At 62.5% G+C, this 23,017-nt stretch carries 23 protein-coding genes; 13 read left to right on the top strand and 10 right to left on the bottom strand.

Going from position 1 to position 23,017, the window contains the following annotated elements; genetic code table 11:
• The 3 genes from MOV63_RS26735 to MOV63_RS26725 form a co-directional block, all read left to right on the top strand.
• A partial coding sequence (locus MOV63_RS26735) for an OmpA family protein (RefSeq protein WP_247038447.1) occupies positions 1 to 1,288 on the top strand: 1,288 nt, incomplete at its 5' end.
• A gap of 107 nt (positions 1,289 to 1,395) precedes the next feature.
• Positions 1,396 to 1,626, top strand: coding sequence for a DUF4160 domain-containing protein (locus tag MOV63_RS26730; protein WP_038542755.1), 231 nt, complete (start codon positions 1,396 to 1,398; stop codon positions 1,624 to 1,626).
• Positions 1,616 to 2,074: a DUF2442 domain-containing protein gene (locus tag MOV63_RS26725; RefSeq protein WP_247038445.1), complete on the top strand. Its 459-nt coding sequence runs from the start codon at positions 1,616 to 1,618 to the stop codon at positions 2,072 to 2,074. The genes MOV63_RS26730 and MOV63_RS26725 overlap by 11 nt, the downstream gene beginning before the upstream one ends.
• Here the strand turns inward: MOV63_RS26725 and mobB are convergent.
• Genes mobB through MOV63_RS26705 form a run of 4 tightly spaced genes read right to left on the bottom strand, consistent with a single transcriptional unit; the run spans position 2,071 to position 5,400 of the window.
• Positions 2,071 to 2,583, bottom strand: coding sequence for a molybdopterin-guanine dinucleotide biosynthesis protein B (mobB, locus tag MOV63_RS26720; RefSeq protein ID WP_247038444.1), 513 nt, complete (start codon positions 2,581 to 2,583; stop codon positions 2,071 to 2,073). The genes MOV63_RS26725 and mobB overlap by 4 nt on opposite strands.
• A complete protein-coding gene (gene mobA, locus MOV63_RS26715; protein WP_247038442.1) occupies positions 2,580 to 3,218 on the bottom strand; it encodes a molybdenum cofactor guanylyltransferase MobA in 639 nt (212 codons plus the stop codon). Before mobA ends, mobB begins: the two co-directional genes overlap by 4 nt.
• Positions 3,215 to 4,444, bottom strand: a complete 1,230-nt coding sequence (locus MOV63_RS26710; protein ID WP_247038449.1) for a multidrug effflux MFS transporter — start codon at positions 4,442 to 4,444, stop codon at positions 3,215 to 3,217. The genes mobA and MOV63_RS26710 overlap by 4 nt, the downstream gene beginning before the upstream one ends.
• Positions 4,445 to 4,494: 50 nt before the next feature.
• Entirely contained in the window at positions 4,495 to 5,400 is a 906-nt protein-coding gene (locus tag MOV63_RS26705; protein WP_247038440.1) for a DMT family transporter, read from the bottom strand.
• Between the two features lie 277 nt (positions 5,401 to 5,677).
• Between MOV63_RS26705 and MOV63_RS26700 the strand changes: the two genes are divergently transcribed.
• The gene (locus tag MOV63_RS26700) at positions 5,678 to 8,239 is read left to right on the top strand and encodes a methyl-accepting chemotaxis protein (protein WP_247038438.1); all 2,562 of its coding nucleotides are present in this window, start codon (positions 5,678 to 5,680) and stop codon (positions 8,237 to 8,239) included.
• An 11-nt stretch (positions 8,240 to 8,250) separates the two neighbouring features.
• Here MOV63_RS26700 and MOV63_RS26695 read toward each other — a convergent pair whose 3' ends face one another.
• Positions 8,251 to 9,129, bottom strand: a complete 879-nt coding sequence (locus tag MOV63_RS26695) for a LysR family transcriptional regulator (RefSeq protein WP_247038436.1) — start codon at positions 9,127 to 9,129, stop codon at positions 8,251 to 8,253.
• 129 nt (positions 9,130 to 9,258) lie between these two features.
• On the opposite strand from MOV63_RS26695, the gene MOV63_RS26690 reads away from it, so the two are divergent.
• Complete coding sequence (locus MOV63_RS26690; RefSeq protein WP_247038434.1) at positions 9,259 to 10,605, top strand: hypothetical protein; 1,347 nt, start codon at positions 9,259 to 9,261, stop codon at positions 10,603 to 10,605.
• Positions 10,606 to 10,650: 45 nt separating this feature from the next.
• Here the strand turns inward: MOV63_RS26690 and moaA are convergent, their stop codons facing one another.
• Entirely contained in the window at positions 10,651 to 11,640 is a 990-nt protein-coding gene (gene moaA / locus MOV63_RS26685; RefSeq protein ID WP_258719313.1) for a GTP 3',8-cyclase MoaA, read from the bottom strand.
• A gap of 220 nt (positions 11,641 to 11,860) precedes the next feature.
• Between moaA and MOV63_RS26680 the strand changes: the two genes are divergently transcribed.
• Positions 11,861 to 12,235, top strand: a complete 375-nt coding sequence (locus MOV63_RS26680; protein ID WP_038549149.1) for a gamma-butyrobetaine hydroxylase-like domain-containing protein — start codon at positions 11,861 to 11,863, stop codon at positions 12,233 to 12,235.
• Here the strand turns inward: MOV63_RS26680 and MOV63_RS26675 are convergent, their stop codons facing one another.
• Positions 12,236 to 12,715, bottom strand: coding sequence for a MarR family winged helix-turn-helix transcriptional regulator (locus tag MOV63_RS26675; RefSeq protein WP_247038430.1), 480 nt, complete (start codon positions 12,713 to 12,715; stop codon positions 12,236 to 12,238).
• A 47-nt stretch (positions 12,716 to 12,762) separates the two neighbouring features.
• Between MOV63_RS26675 and MOV63_RS26670 the strand changes: the two genes are divergently transcribed.
• The 4 genes from MOV63_RS26670 to MOV63_RS26655 all read left to right on the top strand — a co-directional run bounded on the left by MOV63_RS26670 (position 12,763) and on the right by MOV63_RS26655 (position 15,682).
• Complete coding sequence (locus tag MOV63_RS26670; protein WP_247038428.1) at positions 12,763 to 13,704, top strand: alpha/beta hydrolase; 942 nt, start codon at positions 12,763 to 12,765, stop codon at positions 13,702 to 13,704.
• Positions 13,705 to 13,772: 68 nt separating this feature from the next.
• Complete coding sequence (locus MOV63_RS26665) at positions 13,773 to 14,381, top strand: pyridoxamine 5'-phosphate oxidase family protein (RefSeq protein WP_247038426.1); 609 nt, start codon at positions 13,773 to 13,775, stop codon at positions 14,379 to 14,381.
• Positions 14,382 to 14,502: 121 nt separating this feature from the next.
• The gene (locus MOV63_RS26660) at positions 14,503 to 14,892 is read left to right on the top strand and encodes a hypothetical protein (RefSeq protein WP_247038424.1); all 390 of its coding nucleotides are present in this window, start codon (positions 14,503 to 14,505) and stop codon (positions 14,890 to 14,892) included.
• Positions 14,876 to 15,682, top strand: coding sequence for a M15 family metallopeptidase (locus MOV63_RS26655; RefSeq protein ID WP_247038422.1), 807 nt, complete (start codon positions 14,876 to 14,878; stop codon positions 15,680 to 15,682). Before MOV63_RS26660 ends, MOV63_RS26655 begins: the two co-directional genes overlap by 17 nt.
• A gap of 7 nt (positions 15,683 to 15,689) precedes the next feature.
• On the opposite strand, the gene MOV63_RS26650 is transcribed toward MOV63_RS26655, so the two are convergent.
• Together MOV63_RS26650 and fumC are read right to left on the bottom strand one after the other, a co-directional pair.
• Entirely contained in the window at positions 15,690 to 16,760 is a 1,071-nt protein-coding gene (locus MOV63_RS26650) for a GGDEF domain-containing protein (protein WP_038542783.1), read from the bottom strand.
• Between the two features lie 293 nt (positions 16,761 to 17,053).
• Complete coding sequence (gene fumC / locus MOV63_RS26645) at positions 17,054 to 18,445, bottom strand: class II fumarate hydratase (protein ID WP_247038420.1); 1,392 nt, start codon at positions 18,443 to 18,445, stop codon at positions 17,054 to 17,056.
• Positions 18,446 to 18,827: 382 nt separating this feature from the next.
• On the opposite strand from fumC, the gene MOV63_RS26640 reads away from it, so the two are divergent.
• A complete protein-coding gene (locus MOV63_RS26640; protein ID WP_405029387.1) occupies positions 18,828 to 20,765 on the top strand; it encodes a murein L,D-transpeptidase in 1,938 nt (645 codons plus the stop codon).
• 53 nt (positions 20,766 to 20,818) lie between these two features.
• On the opposite strand, the gene MOV63_RS26635 is transcribed toward MOV63_RS26640, so the two are convergent.
• A complete protein-coding gene (locus MOV63_RS26635) occupies positions 20,819 to 21,520 on the bottom strand; it encodes an HAD family hydrolase (protein ID WP_247038416.1) in 702 nt (233 codons plus the stop codon).
• A 188-nt stretch (positions 21,521 to 21,708) separates the two neighbouring features.
• Here MOV63_RS26635 and rpiA point away from each other — a divergent pair, with 188 nt between their 5' ends.
• A complete protein-coding gene (gene rpiA, locus MOV63_RS26630) occupies positions 21,709 to 22,404 on the top strand; it encodes a ribose-5-phosphate isomerase RpiA (RefSeq protein ID WP_038542788.1) in 696 nt (231 codons plus the stop codon).
• 18 nt (positions 22,405 to 22,422) lie between these two features.
• The coding region (locus MOV63_RS26625; RefSeq protein ID WP_247038414.1) for a DUF2059 domain-containing protein at positions 22,423 to 23,017 on the top strand (595 nt) is incomplete at its 3' end.

Here is a 23,017-nt window from a genome sequence, read left to right as displayed (position 1 = left end):
AGCCCAGCCGGGCGCCCAGCCGACCGCGCCCGAGACGGCAACGACACCTCAGCAGGTCGAACGCGCCAAGGAGCTTGCCAAGGATCCGGCCGCGGCCAAGAGCGGTGAACAGGTCGTCTTGCCCGTTCAGAACGGTGCCGCCGTGCTCGACAGCGCCAAGGAGGCGCCTTCCGCACGTCCGCCACGGGACGGAGAACGTCCGCGCCGTCAGGCTCCGCAGCAGGCCGACCAGCAGCAGCTGGCGCCACCGAAATCCGATGCAGAGGCTCAAGGCAGCACCCGCGCCACGCGCGAACAGCTGCAGGAGTTCCGCCAGCTGTCCGAAGAGCGTGGCCAGCGCCTCGACCAGCGTCCGCAGTTCGAACGGCCCCGCGGCTGGGATTTCCGCGACGCAGCCGGCCTCGGCGGCAGCCGTGACCGCAACGGCGATCGCGACCGCGATGGCGGCCGCGTGATCATCTCGATCGACAACCAGACCGTCGTTCGCCATGACGACAGCCGTCGTTTCTACAACGATCGCGATCGGGCGCCGCAATACGAGCAGCTCCGCGATGGCCGCGTGCGCGAAGTCATCGTGCGCGACGACGGGACGCGGATCGTCACCGTCCGCAACAGCTATGGCGAGATCGTCCAGCGCTCGCGAATCGTCAGGGGCGGCGAGGAATACGTGCTCTATTATTCGCCGGAGCTGATGGATAACCGCCGCGGCCGCGACTACGTCTGGCGCGATCCGGGCGACGACCTGCCGCCGATGCGGCTGAGCGTGCCGCTCGACAACTACATCATCGACACCTCGACCGAGCCGGACCGGGATTATTACGAGTTCCTGGAACAGCCGCCGGTCGAGCGGGTCGAGCGGGTCTATTCGATGGACGAAGTGCGCTACTCCGCCCGCATCCGGGACAAGGTGCCGCGTATCGACCTGGATACGGTCACGTTTGCCACCGGCAGTGCCGAAATCCCGATGAACCAGGCGAGTTCGCTGCGCAAGGTCGCAGACGCGATCAGCAAGGTCCTGAAGCGGGATCCTTCCGAAACCTTCCTGATCGAAGGTCATACGGATGCTGTCGGTGCCGACGACAGCAATCTCGTTCTCTCCGACGAGCGCGCCGAAAGCGTTGCCCGGGTGCTGACGGATGCATTCGGCATCCCGCCGGAAAACCTGGCGACCCAGGGTTATGGCGAACGTTACCTGAAGGTGCGCACCGACGGTCCCGAACAGGAAAACCGCCGCGTGACCGTGCGCCGCATCACGCCGCTGGTCAAACCGGTCGCTTCAAACCGGTAACGGTCCCGGACACTCAAACCAAGCCGCCGGAGCGATCCGGCGGCTTTTTTGCACCTTGAGATAGTGCTCATAATGCACTATTTTTGGTGGCGCCGCGGGGATGGGCGATGCCGACTATCGTAAAACTCGGAAATCTGAAGATCCAGATTTTTGCCGGCGATCACCATCCACCTCATTTTCATATCGTTACGCCGGATCACGAAGTCCTGGTCCGTCTATCCGACTTGGAAATTCTTGCGGGCTCCATCGATCGGCGAAGTCTGGAACGCGCATTGGTTTGGGTACGGGAAAATAGGAAGGTGTTGAATGAAGCCTGGGAGCGCCTCAATGAAAGGTGAAGAGATCGTCACCGTTGGTGGACCTTTGCCGAGGATAGCGGACGCCGATGCGCTCGACGGGCGTAAGGTGAGAATTGTCTGGGAAGATGGAGAGACGAAGGTCGTCGATCTGGCGCCCGCATTGGAAAGCCGCCGCATCTACATTCCACTTCGGCACGACGATGATCTCTTCCGGCAGATGCGGGTTAGCGAATATCGCAACGCACTGGAATGGCCGGGGGAGGATCTTGAATTCTCGGCAGTATGGCTCGCCGCCCTACCGCCGGTCACATTCGACAACAGTGATTTTCGCACCGCTATGGATAAGCTCGGCATGACATTGGACGGCATGGCGTCGGCCCTAGAGATCTCGCGCCGGCTCGTCGCCGACTACCGCAAGAACAAGCCTATTCCTCGCCATGTCGCGCTTGCGACGCGCTATCTTGTAGAACACCAGGGCAAGGCCTAGCGGCTAAGTCCCGTCACCTGTGCGATGAAATCGGCAATCGCGTTCGTGTCGTCGAGGTCGAAGACGGGGAGGGTGGCGTCGGTCACCGGGTGATTAGCGGCAATCGCGACGATGTGGGGATCGCTGGGCGCCAGCGGTTCGCGGTTGTTCGCCTCGAGGCGGCGGGCTTCGATCTTCGGGACAGGTTCGCGTTTGTAGCCCTCGATCAGCACCAGATCGCAGGGGGCGAGGCGGGAGAGGATCTCCTCGAAGCTCGGCTCCGGCGCACCGCGCAACTCGTGCATGATCGCAAAGCGGGTGCCGGAAACGATCGCCACTTCGTGGGCACCGGCCTGCCGGTGGCGGAAGGAATCGGCTCCCACCTTGTCTATGTCGAAATCGTGGTGGGCGTGCTTGATCGTCGAGATCGCATAGCCGCGGCGGGTAAATTCCGCCACCAGCCGCACCGCCAGGCCCGTCTTGCCGGAATTTTTCCAGCCGGAAATGCCAAAGACGCGGGGAGGGGTCATGAAAGCTCCTCGGCGAAACGACGCGCCTCTTGAAGATCCTCGGGCGTGTTGATGTTGAAGAAGGGATCGAGCAGCCCCTGGCGCGTCTCGACCATCGGGAATTCGACGGTTGCCATGCGGTGACGTTCGAGGAAAGCCTTGATCCGCCGGTTGTCGGGATCGGAGAGCCAGGTTTCCAGATCGCCGGCGATGGAAACCGGCCAGAGCCCGAAGACCGGATGATCGCGGCCGTCCGAGGCGGCGATGACGATCGCGTTCGGATCGTCCGCCTCAGCTTCGAGCCGGGGGACGAGGTCGGCGGGTATAAAGGGACTGTCGGAAGGGACGGTGAGGAGATGGGTTGATTGAAGGCTGCGGGCCTGGATGTCGCGCAGGCCGGCGAGCACGCCGGCAAGCGGGCCGATCTGGCCGGGAACCGGGTCCGGCAACAGGCGCAGACCGAGCGGGTTAGGGAAATTCGTCGGCGCGTTGAGGGTGATTTCCGAGATCTGGGGCAGGAGCCGCCGCACCACATGGGCGAGGATCGTGTTGTTGTCGATCGTGAGAAAAGCCTTGTCGGTGCCCATGCGGCTCGATTTGCCGCCGGCAAGGATCAGGCCGGGAGGTTTGTCGGGGGGAGCGGCGGGTGCGGTCATCGTTCGTCGTCCGTTGTCGGGATCGCGCCTCCACGGCGGTCGATCTGCCGGACATAGACGGTGGCGACGAGCGCAAGGATGGTCGTCACGCCCATGACGACGAGAAGCGGCATGGCGCCGCCCTCGTCCTTCAGCACCGTTGCAGCAAGGGTCGAAAGTGCGGCACCACCACCGACGGTGATCGCGCCGCCGAGCCCGGAAGCCGAGCCCGCGAGATGCGGCCGGACGCTGACGATGCCGGCATTCGAGCTTGGAAGGGTGAGGCCGTTGCCAACGCCGGTCAGCGCCAGCGGTGCGAAAAAGGCAAGCGGCCAAGGCGCTTCTGCGACGAGGAATACGGCGGTGATAAGGACGCCGAGCAGGCTGACCACGCTGCCGGAGATCATCATCGTCATCGTGCCGAAATGGCGGGTGTAGCGGCCCGAAATGAAGTTGCCGATCATGTAGCCGGCCGCGATCAGGAAGAACTGCGCGCCGAGCATGGTCGGAGAGAGGTGATAGATCGCCGTGCCGACGAAGGGTGCGCCGCCGAGGAACGAGAAGAACACGCCTGACGAGAAGGTCGAGGTGAACGTATAGCCCCAGAATCGGCGTGAGCGGAAAAGGTCCGGCCAGCTGCGGAACTGGGCGATGAAGCTGGTGGCCGGCAGGTGGTTCGTTTCCCCGAGATCGGTGAAGACGAGCGTCAGGGTCAGCAGGCCGAGGCCGAGCATCAGGGCGAAATTCGCTTCCCAGCCGAACATGTCGTTGAGCGCCCCGCCGATCGTCGGGCTGATCATCGGCACCAGCGACATGCCCATGGTGACGTAGGCGATCATCGAGGCGGCGCTCTCCATCGGCACCGTATCGCGGATGATCGCCCGCGGCAGGACGAAACCCGCGACCACAGCGGTCTGCAGCAGCCTTCCGATCATGAAGACGGTGACGTTTGCGGCTACCAGGCAGATCACCGTGCCGACCAGCATGATCAGGATGCTGCCGATCATCACGCGGCGGCGGCCGAAGAGGTCGGAAAGAGGGCCGAGCACCAGCTGCAGCACGGCGGTGCCGGCGATATAACCGGAGACGGCCAGTTGCATGACGGCATATTCGGTACCGAAATGGGTCGCCATGGCGGAAAGCGACGGCAGGAAGACGTTGAGCGAGAGGGCGGCTAGTCCGGCGCAGACGACGAGCGTCAGAATATGGGGCGGGGTTCGTCTGTCCAGAAATCGGCTTTGCTGCACGTCGTCTTGTCCTTTCACGCTGCCATTCGGCTCCTTCATCCGGCCGGTCGTCAGGCAGGCGGGGCGGCTGCAGCCTTGTGGGCGGCGATGCCCTGCCGCTTGCGTTCGCGATAGAAGGTATAGAGGCCGGAACCGATAACGACGGCCGCGCCCACCAGCATATAGGCGTTCGGACGTTCGCCGAAGGCGAAAATGCCGATGGCCAATGCCCAGAGCAGGCCGGTATAGCGGAACGGCGCTATGAAGGAGATCTCGCCTGTCCGCATCGATTGGATGACTGCCTGATAACCTGCGAACACCATCACCGAAGCAATCGCCAGATGTCCGAGCGCATAGGTGCTGACCGGCTGCCAGCCGCCCATCGGCACGATCAGGATCGCCCCGAGAATAGTGTTGGCGAGCGACGTGAAGAGCGTCACCGTCAGCGAAGGAATGACGGCCTGGATGCGCTTGGTGGTGAGATCGCGGCATGCCGTGCAGCAGCAGGCGATGACGGCGAGCACCGCGGCCGGCGTGAAGCCTTCCGGACCCGGGCGGATGATGATCAGCACGCCAAGGAAGCCGATACCGATCGCCGTCCAGCGCCGCCAGCCGACAGGCTCGCCCAGGAAGAGGGCAGCGCCCAACGTCACCGCGAGCGGCAATGCCTGCATGATCGACGAAATGGCGGCGAATTCGATATGGGCAAGTGCCGAGAGGAAGGACAGGGTGGCGCCAAGTTCGAACAAGGTGCGCAGCAGCACCAGCGGATGCATGACCGCCTTGGCCGAAAGGGTCACGCCCATGTAGCGCGCCACACAGTAGATCAGCATCGTCGCCATGACGCCGCGCACGGCCATGATCTGGGGGATGCTGAGCTCCGAGGTGACCGACTTGACCAGCGCATCGTTGCAGGTGAAAGCCGCCATGGCGAGCGACATGAATAACGCGCCCCGCGAATTTTCAGACCATGCCATCTGCGAGATTCCTCCGGTATCCGGTCTCTTAAAGCAACGACTTACGCATCGCCAGCCTGATTGCCTCCCGGGCGGTACTCTTTTGGATAGCGGCGGGAAATTCCAATATCCGACACAGTGTAATAATATGATTTGTAAGGGTCCCGAATTAACCGTTGTTCAACCGAATTTGACGATTGTGAAAGCCATTCATTCCCGCATGACGCTGGGATCGTGCCGTTGCTGTTTCGCGAATGCGCTGACGCGAAGCCGCTTCTGGTTTGCAGTTGGGGGAAAAATGTCTTTCATCGATCGTCTTCTTCAGAGCCGTAGGATCGTCACCAAGGTCCTTCTTTTCGTCATCCCGCTGGTCCTTTTGATCGCCGGGGTAGGCCTTGCGGGTTATTATACGGCCAGCATGCTGAACGGTCATATGACGGTGACGCGTGCGACGATCGAGAACATCGGCGACTTCGAAAATCTCCAGGCGGTTCTCCAGGAATTCAACAGCAAGCCCGACAATGCATCGCTCGCAGCCTTGAAGGCGGCCATCGACAAGCAGGAGAGCGGCGTCCGCGTGCTCGGCGGGCTGCTCGTGACGGCCGGGGACCGCGAGCGCATCGCCGCGGTGACCGGGCTTGCGCCCAGGATGCGCGCCGATACGGACGCGCTCTGGAAGATAAAGCAGAGGCGCGACGAAAACGCCGCAGCGCTCGACGACAGCATCGACAATGTCCGCACCGTCGCGACAGGGGTTTCCGATCAGGTTGCCAACGTCCGAAAGCAGTTCGAAGGCAAGGAAAAGTTCGCCAAGGGCATGGTGCTGGAAGCCTATGCCTACAAGGCGATCGCCGAACAGATCGGCGAGCTTCGCAATTCCGTCAAGGAGACCGGTACCGACGACGGCGCGATCAGCACCGCCGACATGTATCTCGGCATTCTGGACAAGACCTTCCAGGAAGTTCAGGCCTTCCTCACCCCGAACGGTATCAAGCAGCTGAAGCCGATCAACGATGCGATCGCTGCTCTTGCTGCCACCATCAAGGGCAGTCAGGACGTTCCGGAAAAGGCAAAGGCGATACGCGACACCGTCGCCGGCATGGAGAAATTCCAGTCCAAGATGGAAGCGGAAGTCACCAGCAAGGCCGGCAACGCGGCCAGCCGTTTTGCCAGCATCGAGGGAGAGGTTGCCAGCCTGCGCACGCTTCTCGACCGCAGCGCCGAATCGCTGCGCCTGATCGACGCCATGCAGCTCTATGTCGAGCGGCTGCGCGCCAACCAGACGGAGGACGCGCGCAAGGTCGTCCTCGACGTCATGGCAAAGCTGAAGGCCGCCAGCGCGGAAGTTTCCGAGCTCGCCAGAAACCCTGCCATGCGCGAGTTCTCGACCACGCTTCAGCCCCGCCTGAAATCGATCGAGGAGGATACCGCCAAGCTTCTGTCCATTGCCGCCGAATGGAAAAAGGCACGTGCCGCCGCCGCCGAAACTCTGACGGGCGGCATGGCCGGCCTCAAGAATTTCGTGGCCCAGGCCCAGGAAGTCGGCAAGGAGGACAGCGAGCGTTCTGCCCAGCTGTCTCTGATCGCCATGGTGGTCGGCACACTGCTTGCCATTGCCGGCGGCCTGATGCTGGTGGAAACGCTGCGCGGCCCGCTGCGTCGCGTTACCGAAGTGATGAAGCGGCTGGCTGACGGCGATCTCGAGGTCAAGATCGAAGGCCGCGAACGTGGCGACGAGATCGGCGACATGGTTCGCTCGGTCACCGTCTTCCGCGATGCAGCCGTCGAAAATGTCCGCCTCGAGCAGGATGCCGCTGCAGCCCGCGAACTCTCGACCGCCGAGTCCGAGCGCCGCGCCTCCGAGCGTGCCCGCATTGCCGGCGAACAGCGCCAGGCGCTGACGGCGCTCAACGACATGCTCGGCAAGCTTGCCGAGGGCGATCTCGAGCGCAGCATGGACGAGAACCTGCCGGAAGACTTCATCGAGATGGCACGCACCTACAACCAGGCTGTCGAGGCGCTCCGTGCCACGCTCGCCGACGTGCGCTCGACCGCGGAAGAAATCGACGGCGGCACCGGCAATCTCGCGGCTTCGGCGGACGATCTTGCCCGCCGCACGGAACAGCAGGCAGCAGCGCTCGAACAGAGTTCGCGTGCATTGCGCCATCTGAGCGAAATCGTCCGCTCGACGGCCGAAAGCGCCAAGCAGACATCCGTCTCGGTCAACGAGACGGAAGATTTCGCGGTCCGCTCCGGTGAGGTCGTGTCCCGCGCTGTCGATGCCATGGGTGAGATCAGCCGCTCCTCGAACAAGATTGCGACGATCATCGGCGTCATCGATGAAATTGCCTTCCAGACCAACCTGCTGGCGCTGAACGCCGGCGTCGAGGCAGCCCGTGCCGGCGAGGCAGGCCGCGGCTTTGCGGTCGTCGCCCAGGAAGTCCGCGAACTGGCACAGCGCTGCGCCGGTGCTGCCCGCGAAATCAAGGGCCTCATCTCGGCAAGCTCGACCCAGGTCAGCAACGGCGTGCATCTCGTCGAGGAAACGGGTACGGCGCTCACCGAGATCATCACCCACATCACCGATGTCCGCAAACTGGTGTCCCAGATTTCAGCGGCCACCGGCGAGCAGTCGACCGGCATCAACGAAGTCACCAAGGCGGTGCAGGAGGTCGAACTGATCACCCAGCGCAACGCCGCCATGGTCGAGGAAAACAACGCCGAAATCCACGGCCTGCGCAGGCGCGTGGAAATGCTGTCGGAAAAGATCGAGCGCTTCAAGACGCGCGATCCGAACATCAGCTTCCACGCCGGCGCCAACGAACGCCGCTCGGGTTTCCGCCGCAGCGACGCTGCCTGAGGCCCGGACAGTCAGGCTAGCGCCGAGACCGTTTCGAGGAAGCGCTGCCCGATTGCGGAAAGCTGCGGTTTCAACCAGGACGCCGCCATCGGCAACGATGGCGGCGGCGGCGTGACCGGCCGGAAAACGACGCCGGGACGCGGCAGGCGAGACAGGCCGCCTGTGACGAACCCCATTCCGACCCCCGCCGCCACCAGGCCTGCAAGGGTGGTCATGGGCGTAACCTCCTGCACGATGCGCGGGCTGACGCCCTGGTCTCGGAACAGAGCGATGACCCTGTCGTAGATGCTAGGTCCGATCGAGCGAGGCGCGAGGAGGAAGGGTTCGCCCGCCAGGTCGGGGAGCCGGATCTCGGTTCGGATCGCAAGCGGGTGGCTTTCCGGCAATGCCAGGACGAGATGCTCGGCCGGCAGTTCATGGATCGCGAGTTCCGGATTGGCGAGAGGCGGATGCAGGACCGCCAGATCGATCGTTCCCGTCATCAAAGCGGTTTCGAGTGACGGGGAATTGAGCTCGACAAGCTCTATCTCGACCTGCGGATAGCGCTTCCGGAATGCCTGCACCGCTTCCGGCAGAATGCCGTAGAAGGCGATGACCGTGAAACCCAGCCGCAGCCGGCCGACTTCGCCGCGAAACGCCCGTAGAGCCTGCTGCCGGGCAACGTCGGCATTTTCGATCGCCCGGCGGGCGGGTTCGAGGAACGCCTGGCCGGCCGGCGTCAGCGCGACGCTGCGGCGATCGCGCGCAAAGAGGTCCGAGCCGATCTCCAGCTCGAGGGCGCGGATGCGCTGGCTGAGCGAGGGCTGGGTGAGGTGCATCCTCTCGGCCGCCCGGCGGAAATGCAATTCTTCGGCGACCGCCACGAAGCAAGCCATGGAGCGAATATCCATCGACATTCCTGATGTATTTTGCCTATCACAGATAATGGAATTCCGATTGGAACTCTATCAGACTGGACCCTATCCTCCCTTCAGGCAATAGGCGGCAGGTGACGCCGCTTCTCGGAAGGAGAATGGATCATGAAGGCATTGGCTTTTCTCGCGGGCACGGTCCTTTCGTTGGTTACCGTGGCGTCTGATACTGCTGCTGCACAATCGGCCGATATCCTCGGCGCGATATCGGCCGGTCGCGTCGCCGTCATCTCCGACGGCGACTATCTGGCGCGCACCTATGCCGATTCCGTACTGGCTCCGAAGGAGGCCGGTCACAGGGACGTGCTCACCATTCTTTCGATAGCCAATGGCCGCGTGACGAGAGGTTCACTCCCCGTCTCGAACTCGGTGACCGCGGCGCCCGAAATCCTGGAACTGACGCCGGACGGGCGCACGGCATTCGTGACCGAACGATTGGGCGAGCGGCCAGATCGCGGCGGAACGGTCAGGGATCTGCCGCCCGGCAGGCGGCTGTTTGCCGTCGATCTCTCCGACCCATCGATGCCGAAGCTTGCCGATACGGTGGAGATCGGCATCAATCCGGAGGCATTGGCCGTCAGCCCGGACGGGCAGCGGGTGGCGGTCGTCTCCAATACCGCCGATGCGGCCCTGCTTCAGATCGTCGAATTTGCCGATGGGCAATTCAGTGAGGTCGCCCGCTTCGATCTGGCCGAACTCGGCATAACCGGATCGCTGGACGCTCCGCGGGGTGGCGTGACGGCGACCAATGTTCAATGGCATCCGTCCGGGCGGTTTCTGGCGGCCAATATCAACACGCAGAACCGTGTCGCGTTCTTCGAATTTGCCGATAGCGATCAGAAGCCTGCCTTGCAGCCTTGGGGAAACAGCGTGGAGGTGGGCAGGGATCCTTTTGTCGGCCGCTTCACGCCGGATGGCCGCCATTATCTGACATCGAACTGGGGGCGCGATTTCACTGCGACCAGCCTTGAAGGCCGCATCCCGAACGCGTCCTCCACCATGACCGTCGTCCGGCTGGCGGATCCCGAGGCGTCCGAAGCGCGGCACGAGCGGTTGATGACGGTCGACACCGGCGTTTCGGCCGAAGGAATGGCGGTGAGCCCGGATGGCCGGCTTGTCGCGACGATCAATATGCGCGGCACGTCCTTTCCACCCGGGTCTCCGCGTCATGGCCGCGAGGCGGCCGTATCGCTTCTGACGTTCGATCCGGGCCCAGGCAGGCTGCACAAGGTTGGCGACTATACGTTCGAGGGCGTATTGCCTGAAGGCGGAACCTTCGACCTGACGGGCGATCACCTTCTCGCAACCGTTTTCGAGGGACATCAGGGCGCAGGCCCTGAGACCGGGGCAGGGCTTGAAGTCTTCAGGGTGATCAAGGGCGATACACCGTCGCTGCAGCGGATCGGGCGGGTGGCCTTGCCGCACGGAGTGCATCATGTCGATATTTCGCAATGATCCCGGCTGCGGCAGCCGCCGCGACGCTTGCCGCCGGCGCGGACATCACCCGCCGGTGACGCTCATGTGGCGGGCGACCGCGGGGCGTTTGTGGGTGCGGTCGATGATGAAATCGTGGCCCTTGGGCTTGCGGGTGATCGCCTCATCGATCGCGGCTGACAGGTAGTCGTCGTTCTCGGAAGCGCGCAGCGCGGTGCGGAGGTCAGCCGCGTCGTTCTGGCCGAGGCACATGTAGAGCGTGCCGGTGCAGGTGAGACGCACGCGGTTGCAGCTCTCGCAGAAATTATGGGTCATCGGCGTGATGAACCCTAAACGTCCGCCGGTTTCCTGGACTTCGACATAGCGGGCGGGGCCGCCTGTCTTGTAGGGGATTTCGGTCAGTGTGAACTGTTCTTCGAGATCGGCGCGCAGTTTCGACAGTGGCAGGTACTGGTCGGTGCGGTCCTCGTCGATCTCGCCCATCGGCATCGTCTCGATGACCGTCATGTCCATGCCGCGGCCATGCGCGAAACGCAGCATGTCGGCGATCTCGAATTCGTTGAAATCCTTTAGCGCCACGGCATTCAGCTTGATCTTCAGCCCGGCCTTCTGGGCGGCGTCGATGCCTTCCATGACCTTGTGGTAATCGCCCCAGCGGGTGATCGCCTTGAATTTTTCCGGGTTCAGCGTGTCGAGCGAAACATTGATGCGGCGCACGCCGCTGTCGTAAAGTTCGTCGGCGTATTTTGCCAGCTGCGACCCGTTCGTCGTCAGCGTCAGTTCGTCGAGAGCGCCGGCCTTGACGTGCTGGCCGAGCTCACGCACCAGGAACATGATGTTCTTGCGCACCAGCGGCTCGCCGCCGGTCAGCCGGATCTTGCGGACGCCCTTGGAAATGAAGGCGGAACAGAGCCGGTTGAGCTCCTCCAGCGTCAGCAGGTCCTTTTTCGGCAGGAAGGTCATATTTTCCGCCATGCAATAGGTGCAGCGGAAATCGCAGCGGTCGGTGACCGAGACACGCAGATACGTGACCGCGCGACCGAACGGATCGATCATCGGCGCCTTGTCGGCGATGATCGGCGCTGCTCCTCCGACCGGTCCTGCGAAACTGTTCACGTGGCATTCTCCCTTACCCTGAAAGTGGGCGTTTCGAGCCGTCGCGTCAAGTGTACGACATCGATCAGATAGAACGATGCTGGACGCAAAACAGCTTGCGGCGAAGCGCCGTAGCTCCTAATCCTCCGCCAGGCATATGACAATCGGGAGCCTGAAAAGCATGAGCGACATTTGGCCGACGGAACTGCGGGTCTCCAAGGACCGCCACACGCTGAACGTCACCTTCAGCGACGGCGCGGCCTATCCCTTGTCGGCGGAAACGATGCGCGTACTGTCGCCTTCGGCGGAAGTGCAGGGTCATGGTCCCGGCCAGCAGGTGACCGTGCCCGGTAAGCGCAACGTCGGCATTGCGGCGATCACTCCGGCCGGCAATTACGCCGTGCGGATCCGTTTCGACGACGGCCACGACAGCGGCATCTTCACCTGGCCTTACCTGCGCGAACTCGGCGAGCGAGGCGCCGAGCTGTTTGCCGACTATGAGCGCAATCTGGCCGAAAAGGGTCTGTCGCGCGATCCGCCGCAACGGACGCGGTGATCACACCGGTTCGCGGCTGTCCTCACGGACCTCCGACTGCAGGGTGACGATCAGCCGCTCCATCGATTCGGCCATCGCCATGCATTGATCCAGCGGCTCGGAGGAGAGCGTACGCTCGATCAGCGCCGTCTGGATGCCCATCGCAGCTTCCGTCACCGCGCGGCCTTCCTCGGTCAGGTAGAGGCGCAGGACACGCTTGTCCTTGCTGTCGCCGCGTCGCTCGATCAGCCCGCGCTTTTCCATCTGCGGCAACGCCATGCTCATGTTGGAACGTCCCACCAGCAGCTTGCGGGCAAGCTCCTGCTGCGAAATCCCTTCGAACCGGTAGAGATTGATCAGGATGTCGAGATGCGGCGGCTTGATGTCGAGTTCGGCGAGCTCGCGGGTCAGCACGGTTTGCATCAACTGGCAGGCGCGGGCGACGGCAATCCAACTGCGAAAACGCGGATGATCCCAAGGGAGGGATTGATTTTTGTTCATCGTTGTACTTTATTGTTCAATATTGAACATTATCGGGTTTTCTCACTATGTCATCCTTTGCACTCAAGGTCACCCGTTTCGCGTTTGCCGTCTCGGGACGGCTTTTCCCCGATACCGCGGCCAAGCTCGCCTTTCGGCTCTTCTGCCTGACACCCTCGCGCCGTCCTAGAGGCGGCAAGGCTCTGGCGATGGAGAACGAGGGACGCGAACGGCTCGCGGCCACCCAGAAAATCCCGCTCACTGTCGGAAAATCGACGGTGATGGCCTATCGCTTCAACGGCGACGGCAAGCCCGGCCGGCCCCGTTACCTGGTCGTGCACGGCTGGGGTTCCAATGCCGCCTATATCGCCGCCCTGCCGGCGGGCCTGGCCGAAAACGGCGCCGAGGTGGTGGTGCTCGATTTTCCCGGCCATGGCCTTTCCAGCGGCCGCAGCCTCAACATGCGACAGGCCGTCGAGGCGATCGTTGCGGCGGAGAACCGGTTTGGCCATTTCGACGCAGCAGTCGGTCATTCGTTCGGCGGTGCGAGCATGATGCTCGCTGCTGGCGGGGTGATGAAAGACGTCGGCATGATCTCGCCCTCGAAACTGGTGGTTATCGGCGCGCCGAGCCATATCCATTGGCTGTTCGACGACTTTTCGCGGATGGTCGGCCTGCCGCCGCGCGTCAAGGCGCTGCTGATTAGGCGGGCGGAAAAGGTAGCCGGTGCCTCGCTCGACGACTTCGATACGGTTGCGAGCGCCGCTCGGTTGGGGACGCCCCTGCTGGTGGTGCATGCCGAGGAGGACAAGGAGGTCGCCGCCGACCACGCCCGCCGCTTCGAAGGGCTTGCCACGGCGCGGCTCGAATGGGCGAACGGGCTCGGACATCGCCGCATCGTCAGCGACCGCGGCGTGATCGAGACCATTGTCGCCTTCCTGACGGGCGATGCCCGGCCGTCGTGCGAAACCTCCATCGTCGACGAGCCCGGCAACGACGCCGCTGCTTGATCCACAGGGGACGTCATCATAGTGTCGCCCACGCGGGCTAAGGCCCGCTAACACTGAAGGGGCGAGCCATGACCATCATCACATCCGTCGAGGAACTGAAGGCGATCTATGACGGCGTCTCGGAAGCTTCGCTCGCCAAGGTGACCAAGACGCTGACCACGGAATACCGGCAGATGATCGAGGCTTCGCCCTTTGTCGCCTTCTCAACCGTGGGGCCGGAAGGGCTGGACTGCTCTCCGCGCGGCGATCTTGGCGGGGCGGTGCGTATCCAGGACGACGCGACCCTGCTTCTGCCCGACTGGCGCGGCAACAACCGCATCGATTCGCTGATCAACATCGTGCGCGATCCGCGCGTGGCGCTGATGTTTCTCGTCCCCGGCTCGAACACTGCGATGCGCGTCAACGGCCGCGCCGTGATCTCGGTGGAGCCTGCGCTGCTCGAAAGCTTCGAGATGGACGGCCGGCATCCGCGCAGCGTCACGGTCATCACCATAAACGAGGTCTATTTCCAGTGCGCCCGCGCTCTGATGCGCGCCGAACTCTGGAACCCGGAGCATTTCGTCGACCCGAAGAGCCTGCCGACGCCCGGAACGCTCCTGAAGGCGGCCAAGGCCGATTTCGACAAGGATACCTACGACCGCGAATGGCCGGAGCGTGCCGCCAAGACGATGTGGTAGATAGCGCGCCGGCGTTTTCTTCGTGAAGAAGACGTCCATCGTCGGGGGCCTCATGGACATTTTCAGCGGTCGAGGCAACAATCGAATCGACCCGCCATAGGGGACGGGCACGGGGGACTTTATGAAGTTTGGAACCGGCTTTGCGGCGGTGATCCTGGCTGCGACGATGTTCGGCGCCCAAGCGGCGTGGGCCGACCAGTTGATCGAGGAATATACGGCCTTCATCGGCGAGGCCGACCTGTACAATTCCAACAATGTGCGCCTGCAGGAGCCGTGGCAGATCATCCGCCAGGACCGCGCAAATTTTCATCGCTTCGGCGTCTCGCAACGCGGTGACCAGAGCGACAGCTTCTTCGCCGACGCCGGCAATCGGGAACTCGTCGAGCGCATGATCAGCCGCGGTACCATCGACCGGGCCGCCCGCAACGCCGTCGTTCGCGGGAATGTCATGATCAACGTGCAGATCTTTCGAGGGCCCCGCGGCGATTACGTCAATGTCCTGGTCTACTGACAGGCCGTTCCTCCGGTCGGCAGCCCTGATGCTGTCGATCCTCGTCTGCGGCCCAGGCGAGGCGCGCGAATTGCGCCTGGAGGAGAAGATCGCGGCCCTCGTGAAGGCCTATCCCGACATGATCGTGGCCAGCCGCGACGGCAGGCTGATCATGAAGGAGGGCGCGCCGATTCCGATCGACGACGGGATCAGGCGCAGCCATGCGCAAATGCTGGCAGAGGGCGATGTCGAGGACAGCCTGTCTCAGGCATATCGGCCCGGCTCCTGCGAATACCGCCCGCCGGTCGATTCCGATCCGGGACGCATCCGCAGCGACGACTTGATGAAGCGCCTTTGTGGCGCGAGTGCCAATGCCGTGCAGTCGAGCCTTGTGCCGGTCGCATGGTTCGGAGAGACGTTGCGGGTCACCAGCCGTAACGGGGTCGACAAGGCGCTCGCCGCCGTCCGGGATGAGCTTGCCACTGACCCGGGCCTGAAAACCTACCTGACGCCGTCGGCCGGCGTCTTCAACTGGCGCAAGGTTGCGGGACAGACCAATCTCTCCGTCCACGGTTTTGGCGCGGCGATCGATCTCAACACGAAACACGCCGATTACTGGCTGTGGTCGGGAGGCAAGCCCGGCAATGTCCCGAACTACAAAAACCGCTTTCCGATGAAGATCGTCGCGGCATTCGAGCGCCATGGCTTTATCTGGGGCGGTCGCTGGTATCACTACGACACCATGCATTTCGAATACCGCCCGGAACTGCTGGTCATCGCCGCTGCCGCCGGCGTCTCGGCCTGCGACTGAGGGAAATCTACTTCCTGTAGATCAGCCAGCTCTTGCCGACATAGTCCTTCTTCATGCTGTCATCGAAGAAGACTGAGCGGTTCCGGCCGGCGTTCTTGGCATTGTAGAGCGCCGTATCGGCATTGGCGTAGAGCTCGCCGGGATCACTCGCCTGCGAACCCATTGCAAAGCCGAGCGAGATGGTGACCGGGCCGTAGTCGATGCCGGAGCGTGAATTGCGGAAGATCCGGGTTTCCAGCGCGCGGCGGACCCGCTCGCAGATGATCATCACTTCTTCCGGCGTGTTGCCTTCGACGATGATCGCGAATTCCTCGCCGCCGGAGCGGGCGACGAAGACATCCTTGCGGACGTTCGAGCGGATCACGGAAGCGACCGTCGCAAGGATCTTGTCGCCGACCGGATGGCCGTAGCTGTCGTTGATCTTCTTGAAGTTGTCGATATCGGCCAGTACCAGTGCGGTGACCGGCAGCAGGGCCATATTGTCGTAAGTCGCCGCAAGGCGCTCGTCGAAGGCCCGGCGGTTGGCGATACGGGTCAAAGAATCGGTGTTGGCGATACGCTTGTATTCGTCGAGTTCCCGCCGGACCTGGTCCATTTCCTGCGAGCGCTGAACGACGCCGCCGACGGTCTTTTCGCCATGCGCCATGGTGCTGCCAGTCGCTTCGCTCAGCAGCGCCAGCGCGCTGGTCAGCAGGTCGTTGGAAAAACTGCTCTTGGAGTTGATCCGCTGAGCGGTTTCACCAAGCAGCTTGCCGTAGCTTTCGAGCGAGCTCTGCTCCTGGCGCAACAGTTTCAGGAGGGCGTCCAGTTCGCCAAGAATCCTGGTATGGGCGTCTTCGATGACCGCCACCTGGCCCGTTCCAAGGTAGCGATGCGAAAGTGCGTCCAGCTCCTCCTGCGTGGCACGGCTTCCGAGCGCCGCCAGATCGCGGGTTAGGTCAGGATTGGAACCGATATAGGCCTCGTAGAAAAGCTGATAGTTACGAGGGATTGGCGCGACGCCCATCGATCGCACCGCATAGATGATCTGGCCGATCAGATCGCTAGATTGCGCTCTCGGCGCTGTTGCCGTCGTCATCGACGATCCCCACTAGATCTCACCTGTATGCTATGAAACGAAGTAGTATGTGAAAAATGTTGGAAAAGAATTAAGGGGTGCGAGCTGAAGAGCTTATTCTTAAATTTATTTCGCATTTCTGAAATACCCGCTTTTACCCTCAAAACTAATGGGTTTACAGACTTCGAGCCCGAAGAAATATTCACCTTTAGAATGTTGATATATTGTCGGAATTAATCATTGTAGGCTGACCGAAAGAGAAAACCCGCCATTCGGGGGACGGGCCTGCTCGTTATATTGTAAATCAGGTCGCCTTATTTGGGACCGATCATGTTCTCCGGGCGGACATACTGGTCGAATTCCTCGTTCGTCAGGTATCCGCCGCCGACCGCTTCTTCGCGAAGAGTCGTTCCGTTCTTGTGGGCGGTCTTGGCGATTTTGGCGCAGATGTCGTAGCCGAGCCGGGAGTTGAGAGCGGTGACCAGCATCAGCGAATTTTCCACGCCGCGTCTGATATTGTCTTCCCGGGCCTCGATGCCGACGACGCAATTGTCGGTGAAGGAGACCGCAGCGTCGCCGAGCAGCTGCACCGACTGCAGGAAATTATAGGCCATCATCGGATTGTAGACGTTCAGTTCGAAATGGCCCTGGCTGCCGGCGAAGGTGAGCGCCGCGTGGTTGCCGAAGATGTGGGCGCAGACCTGGGTCAAGGCTTCCGACTGGGTCGGATTGACCTTGCCTGGCATGATCGACGACCCCGGTTCGTTTTCCGGCAGCGATAGTTCGCCAAGGCCCGCACGCGGACCGGAACCGAGGAAGCGGATGTCGTTGGCGATCTTGAAGAGAGCGGCAGCAGCAGCGTTGATCGCGCCGTGGGCGAAGACCATGGAATCATGCGACGCGAGCGCTTCGAACTTGTTCGGGGCGGTGACGAAGGGCAGATCGGTGATCTTCGAGATCTCCTCGGCTACCTTTTCGGCAAAGCCGACCGGGGCGTTGAGGCCGGTACCGACCGCTGTGCCGCCCTGAGCGAGCTTGGAGAGCGCCGGCAGCGTCAGTTCGATATTGGCGATCGCCGAGCCGACCTGTGCCGCATAACCGGAAAATTCCTGGCCGAGCGTCAGCGGGGTGGCGTCCTGCGTATGGGTGCGGCCGATCTTGATGATGTGAGAGAAGGCCTTGACCTTCACGTCCAGCGCTTCGTGCAGATGCTTCAGCGACGGGATCAGGTGCCGCACGATGGTTTCGACGCAGGCGATGTGCATGGCCGTCGGGTAGGTGTCGTTCGACGACTGGCTCATGTTGACGTGGTCGTTGGGATGGACGGGCTTCTTGGAGCCCATCACGCCGCCGAGCATTTCGATCGCGCGGTTGGAGATCACCTCGTTGGCGTTCATGTTCGACTGGGTGCCGGAACCGGTCTGCCAGACGACCAGCGGGAAGTGGTCGTCCAGCTTGCCGTCGATGACTTCCTGCGCCGCTTCGACGATGACCTTGCCGAGCGAAGCGTCGAGGCCGCCCAGTTCCATGTTGGCGCGGGCGGCGGCCTGCTTGACGATGCCGAGCGCCCGGACGACCGCGAGCGGCTGCTTCTCCCAGCCGATCTTGAAGTTGCCGAGCGAGCGCTGCGCCTGGGCGCCCCAATAACGGTCGCTTGCCACTTCGATCGGGCCAAACGTGTCGGTTTCGGTGCGGGTCGATGCCATCTTCGCTGCCTCTTTTTGCTCGTGGTCGCTGCCGGTGTCTTGAAAGATCAACAACGCGTTACCGCGTCGGAGCCGGCCGGCGGCATTACTATACGATTGCTGAACGTCCGCAAGCCGCCGAAACAGGCTTTTTGGTACGCTTTCGTCGTGCCTTTTATGACACGGACCGCGTAATTATGCAGCAGAATCCGCCCCCTCAAGGGGTCCTTGTCGACGGCTGTCAGTAAAAATTTAACGAATAGTTTCTTAACCTTCCGGCTGCGCACCGATGCTGTTTTCCGATGGAACTGAAACCCGCCGGACACTCGGGCGTTTCTTTCCATCCCTCGCGCGATCGGTTAGATGGCGTGATACATATTCGAGCCCGCGGATCAGGACGCGGATGCAGGTGACGGGGACGACATTGCAGCACAAACACAAAAAAACTTCGATCGCATTGGCGCTCGTGTCCGGCATCTCGATTTTTACCGGAGCCGCCGTTCCCGCACATGCCGTGACCCTTCTCGATCTCTTGCGTGGTGGTCCTGGGGCAGACCGCCCAAGGCACGCCGATAACGGCCTGCCGGGTGTCGGCGGCAATGCCAGCATGCCGAGCGAGCGCAGTCTCGCCGATCCCGAACCGCTGCCGAAGGTCTCGGGGCCGCGTTATTACACGTATAAGCCGGATGCCGAGCGGGTTGTGAAGACGAGCGCCTTCGCTGCGGCGTCCGCGACGGACGGTACGCGCCTTATCACAGAGGCCAGGGTTTCGGCCCCGCCGGAAATTGCCACCGCTCTTGAAGCCTTCTACGGCAAGGCCGCGGAGCCTCTCTGGGTCACCGCCGGCGACGTCAATGACAAGGCGAGGGGCGTTCTGTCGCTGTTCGAGCGTGCCGGCGAATACGGTTTGGAACCGGCCGACTACATCCTGCCGGTCCCGGCGCTGACCACCGCAAGCGTTGCCGCGCCCGCCGATGCGGCAACCCCCATCAATGTTTCCGCAACGGCATCGGCGCCGGTTTCCGCCGCCGACAGCCACGACCGCGCCCTCATGCAGTTCGAGCTGGCGCTGTCGGAAAAGGTGCTGATGTTTGCGCAGGACATGGTGCGCGGCCGTATCGATCCGAACAAGGTATCGGGCTACCACGACTTCAAGCGCAAGGACGTCAAGCTTTCGCTCGTCCTGCCTTTCGCGCAGACCGGAACCGATGTCGCCGCCTATCTCCAGGGCCTTGCGCCGCAGGGTCCCCAATTCCAGGCGCTGAAGGCCGAGCTGGCGACGCTGCGCACCGCCGCCGCCAACGACGGTCCGCGCATCTCGCTGCCGGACGACATTCTCCTGAAGCCGGGCAAGAGCAGCCCGGATATGGCGAGCATCATCGCCGCCATCCAGCATACCGGTTCCGAAGCGCTGAAGACCAAGCATGCGGCGACGCTGACGGCCTACCAGCAGACCCCGGACTACACGCCCGAGCTCGTCGAGGTCGTCAAATCCTTCCAGGCCGAAGTCGGCCTCAAGGCGGACGGCGTCATCGGCAACGCGACGGTGCGCAAGATGGTCGGCCACACGTCGAAGGACAAGATCGAGAAGGTCGAAGTCGCCATGGAACAGGCGCGCTGGCTGCCGGACGATCTCGGCCAGCGTTACGTCTTCATCAACCAGCCGGCCTTCATGGTCTATTATCATGACCGCGGTGCTGAACAGTTTTCGATGCGCGTCGTGGTCGGCGGCAAGGCCAATCAGACCTATTTCTTCCAGGACGAGATCGAAACGGTCGAGTTCAACCCCTATTGGGGCGTTCCGCAGTCGATCATCATCAACGAGATGCTGCCGCACCTGCGCCAGGATCCGAGCTATCTCGACCGGATGGGTTACGAGGTGTCGATTGGCGGAAAGGCGGTCCCGTCGAGCAGCGTCAACTGGTTCGGCTCGACCGACAAGATCTCCGTGCGCCAGCCACCGTCGGGCGACAACGCCCTCGGCGATCTGAAGATCCTCTTCCCGAACAGCCATGCGATCTACATGCATGACACGCCCTCGAAGAGCTTCTTCCAGCGCGACATGCGGGCACTGAGCCACGGGTGCGTACGTCTTGCCGAACCGCGCAAGATGGCCGCCGCCGTGCTCGGCACGACGATCGACGACGTGAACGGCCGGATTGCCGCCGGCCAGAACGTCGCCACCAAGGTGCCGGTCAGGATCCCGGTCTATGTCTCCTACTTCACCGCCTGGCCGAACAAGGACGGCAAGGTCGAATATTTCGACGACGTCTATGGCCGTGACGATGCGACGGTGAGAGCCTTTGCCGCGACGACCAAGGTCCGTGCGGCCCAGAGCTGAGCTTTCTGCCGGGATCGAGTTTGGATTACAGAAGGCGGCCTCGTGCCGCCTTTTTACGTGGCTGTCGCCACCCGCTTCACATCGGCCGAAATCAACGTTTCCACCATTTCCACGGTCAGCTCGTGATAACCGCCGATCACCCGGTCCGGGTTGAGCGTATCGACGGCGACGTCGGAATAACCGAAGCTCACGGCGATCGAGGGAATTCCGGCATTTTGCGCGGCGAGAATATCGTTGACGCTGTCGCCGATCATGACGCACGTGGCGGGGTCGCCGCCGGCCCGTTCGATGGTGCCTAAAATATGCCGGGCATCCGGCTTGCGGACGGCAAAAGTGTCGCCGCAGGTCATCGCGACAAAGCGATCCAGAAGGCCGAGCTTTTCAAGAAGCGGGAAGGCGAGCCGTTCGGACTTGTTGGTGCAGACGGCGAGCCGCATGCCGGCGGCCGACAGGCGGTCGAGACATGCAACGACACCGTCGTAGGGGCGGCTTCGGCCCGGCATCTCCGCCTCATAATGCTCCATATAGCGGTCGAACAGCCTGGCCGCGGTCGGCTCGTCGAGCGGAACTCTGCGCAGTTCGAACGCACGGCGGATCATCACGCGCACGCCCTGGCCGACGAGATGGGTGAGGTCCTCGAACGTCACCGGCTGCAGGCCGACGTCCTCGATCGTATAATTGAGGCTGTCGATCAGATCCGGTGCGGTGTCGATCAGCGTGCCGTCGAGGTCGAAAATGACGAGTGGAGCGGTCAATGGAACCTCGTGAACGTCGTTCGGGGGATGTCCCGGATTACGCAATGCTGCCGTGAAATGCAAATATGCGAGATTCGCCCACCTTCGTAAAACCCATGGCTTCGTAAAACCCGCCGTGAGGGGACTTTCGTTTGCCGGGAGACGCGTGTAAACAGCGGGTCGGCGAAACAGCGGGGAGCTTTTGGCGGATGGACGCCCGGGAAATGAAAGTCAAGGCGGCGCAAGCGGCACTGGCCTATGTCGAGGACGGCATGAGGCTTGGTATCGGCACCGGTTCGACGGCGGACGAATTCGTCAGGCTACTCGCCGAAAAGGTTCACGAGGGCTTCAAGGTCGAAGGCGTGCCGACGTCCGAGCGTACCGCGCGGCTCTGCGTCGAGCTCGGTGTCCCGCTGAAATCGCTCGACGAGCTTCCGGAACTCGATCTGACGATTGACGGTGCCGACGAAGTCGATGCCAACCTGACCCTGATCAAGGGCGGCGGCGGTGCATTGCTGCGCGAAAAGATCGTCGCCGCGGCGTCTGCCCGCATGATCGTGATCGCCGACGAAAGCAAGCTCGTCGGCATGCTCGGGGCCTATCCGCTGCCGATCGAAATCAATCCCTTCGGTCAGACGGCGACCCAGATCGCGATCGAAAAGGCCGCCTCCAGATTGGGGTTGAGCGGCGAGTTGAAGCTGCGCAAATCGGGGGCTGATGTCTTCACGACGGATGGCGGCCACTACATTTTCGACGCATCTTTTGGCCGCATTCCTGATGCAGACGCTCTGTCAGCGGAGCTGAATTTCATTCCCGGTGTCGTGGAACACGGGCTGTTCATCCATATGGCGTCCTTAGCGATCATTGCCGGTGAGGCTGGAGCGCGGACGCTCGAGGCGAAATAAACTAGGAGCAACAAACTCATGATCAGATTCGCGGTTCTCGGCCGTGCCGCCGCTGTGGCTATCCTCTTCTCCGGCGCCTTCACGGTATCGGCTCGCGCACAGGAAGTTTCGGAAGCCCAGCTTGCCGCTGCACGCGATGCGATCGCGTCGCTCAACGTTACGGATCGCTACGACAACATCCTGCCCAACCTGGCGGAGCGTCTGAAGGCTCAGTTCATCCAGGCCTCTCCCAACTTCCAGGGGCAGATCTCCAACGTCGTCGACGAGCAGGCACTCGTGCTTGCGCCGCGCCGTGCCGATCTGGAGAAGGAAGCCGCGACCATCTACGCCAAGAGCTTCTCGGTCGACGAACTGAAGTCGATCTCTACCTTCTTCAACACGGAAACCGGCAAAAAGCTGCTGACCAACCAGCCGCTCGTCAGCCGCGAACTGACCAAGGCCGCTGAAATCTGGGCAAACGGGGTTTCCCGCGACCTGACGAACCAAAGTTCCGAAAAGCTGCGCGGCATCATCGATGCAAACCCGATCAAGCCGCCGGTCGTCGATCCGGCTCCCGCGGAAGCACAGGCCGCACCCGCGCCGGCAAAGCCTGCACCGGCCAAGCCCGCCGCTG

Origin of the sequence: Neorhizobium sp. SHOUNA12A (assembly GCF_023006505.1) — a bacterium.
Taxonomy (GTDB): Bacteria; Pseudomonadota; Alphaproteobacteria; order Rhizobiales; family Rhizobiaceae; genus Neorhizobium.
The sequence above is the reverse complement of the archived record's forward strand: the minus strand, read 5'-3'. Positions and strand labels throughout refer to the sequence as shown.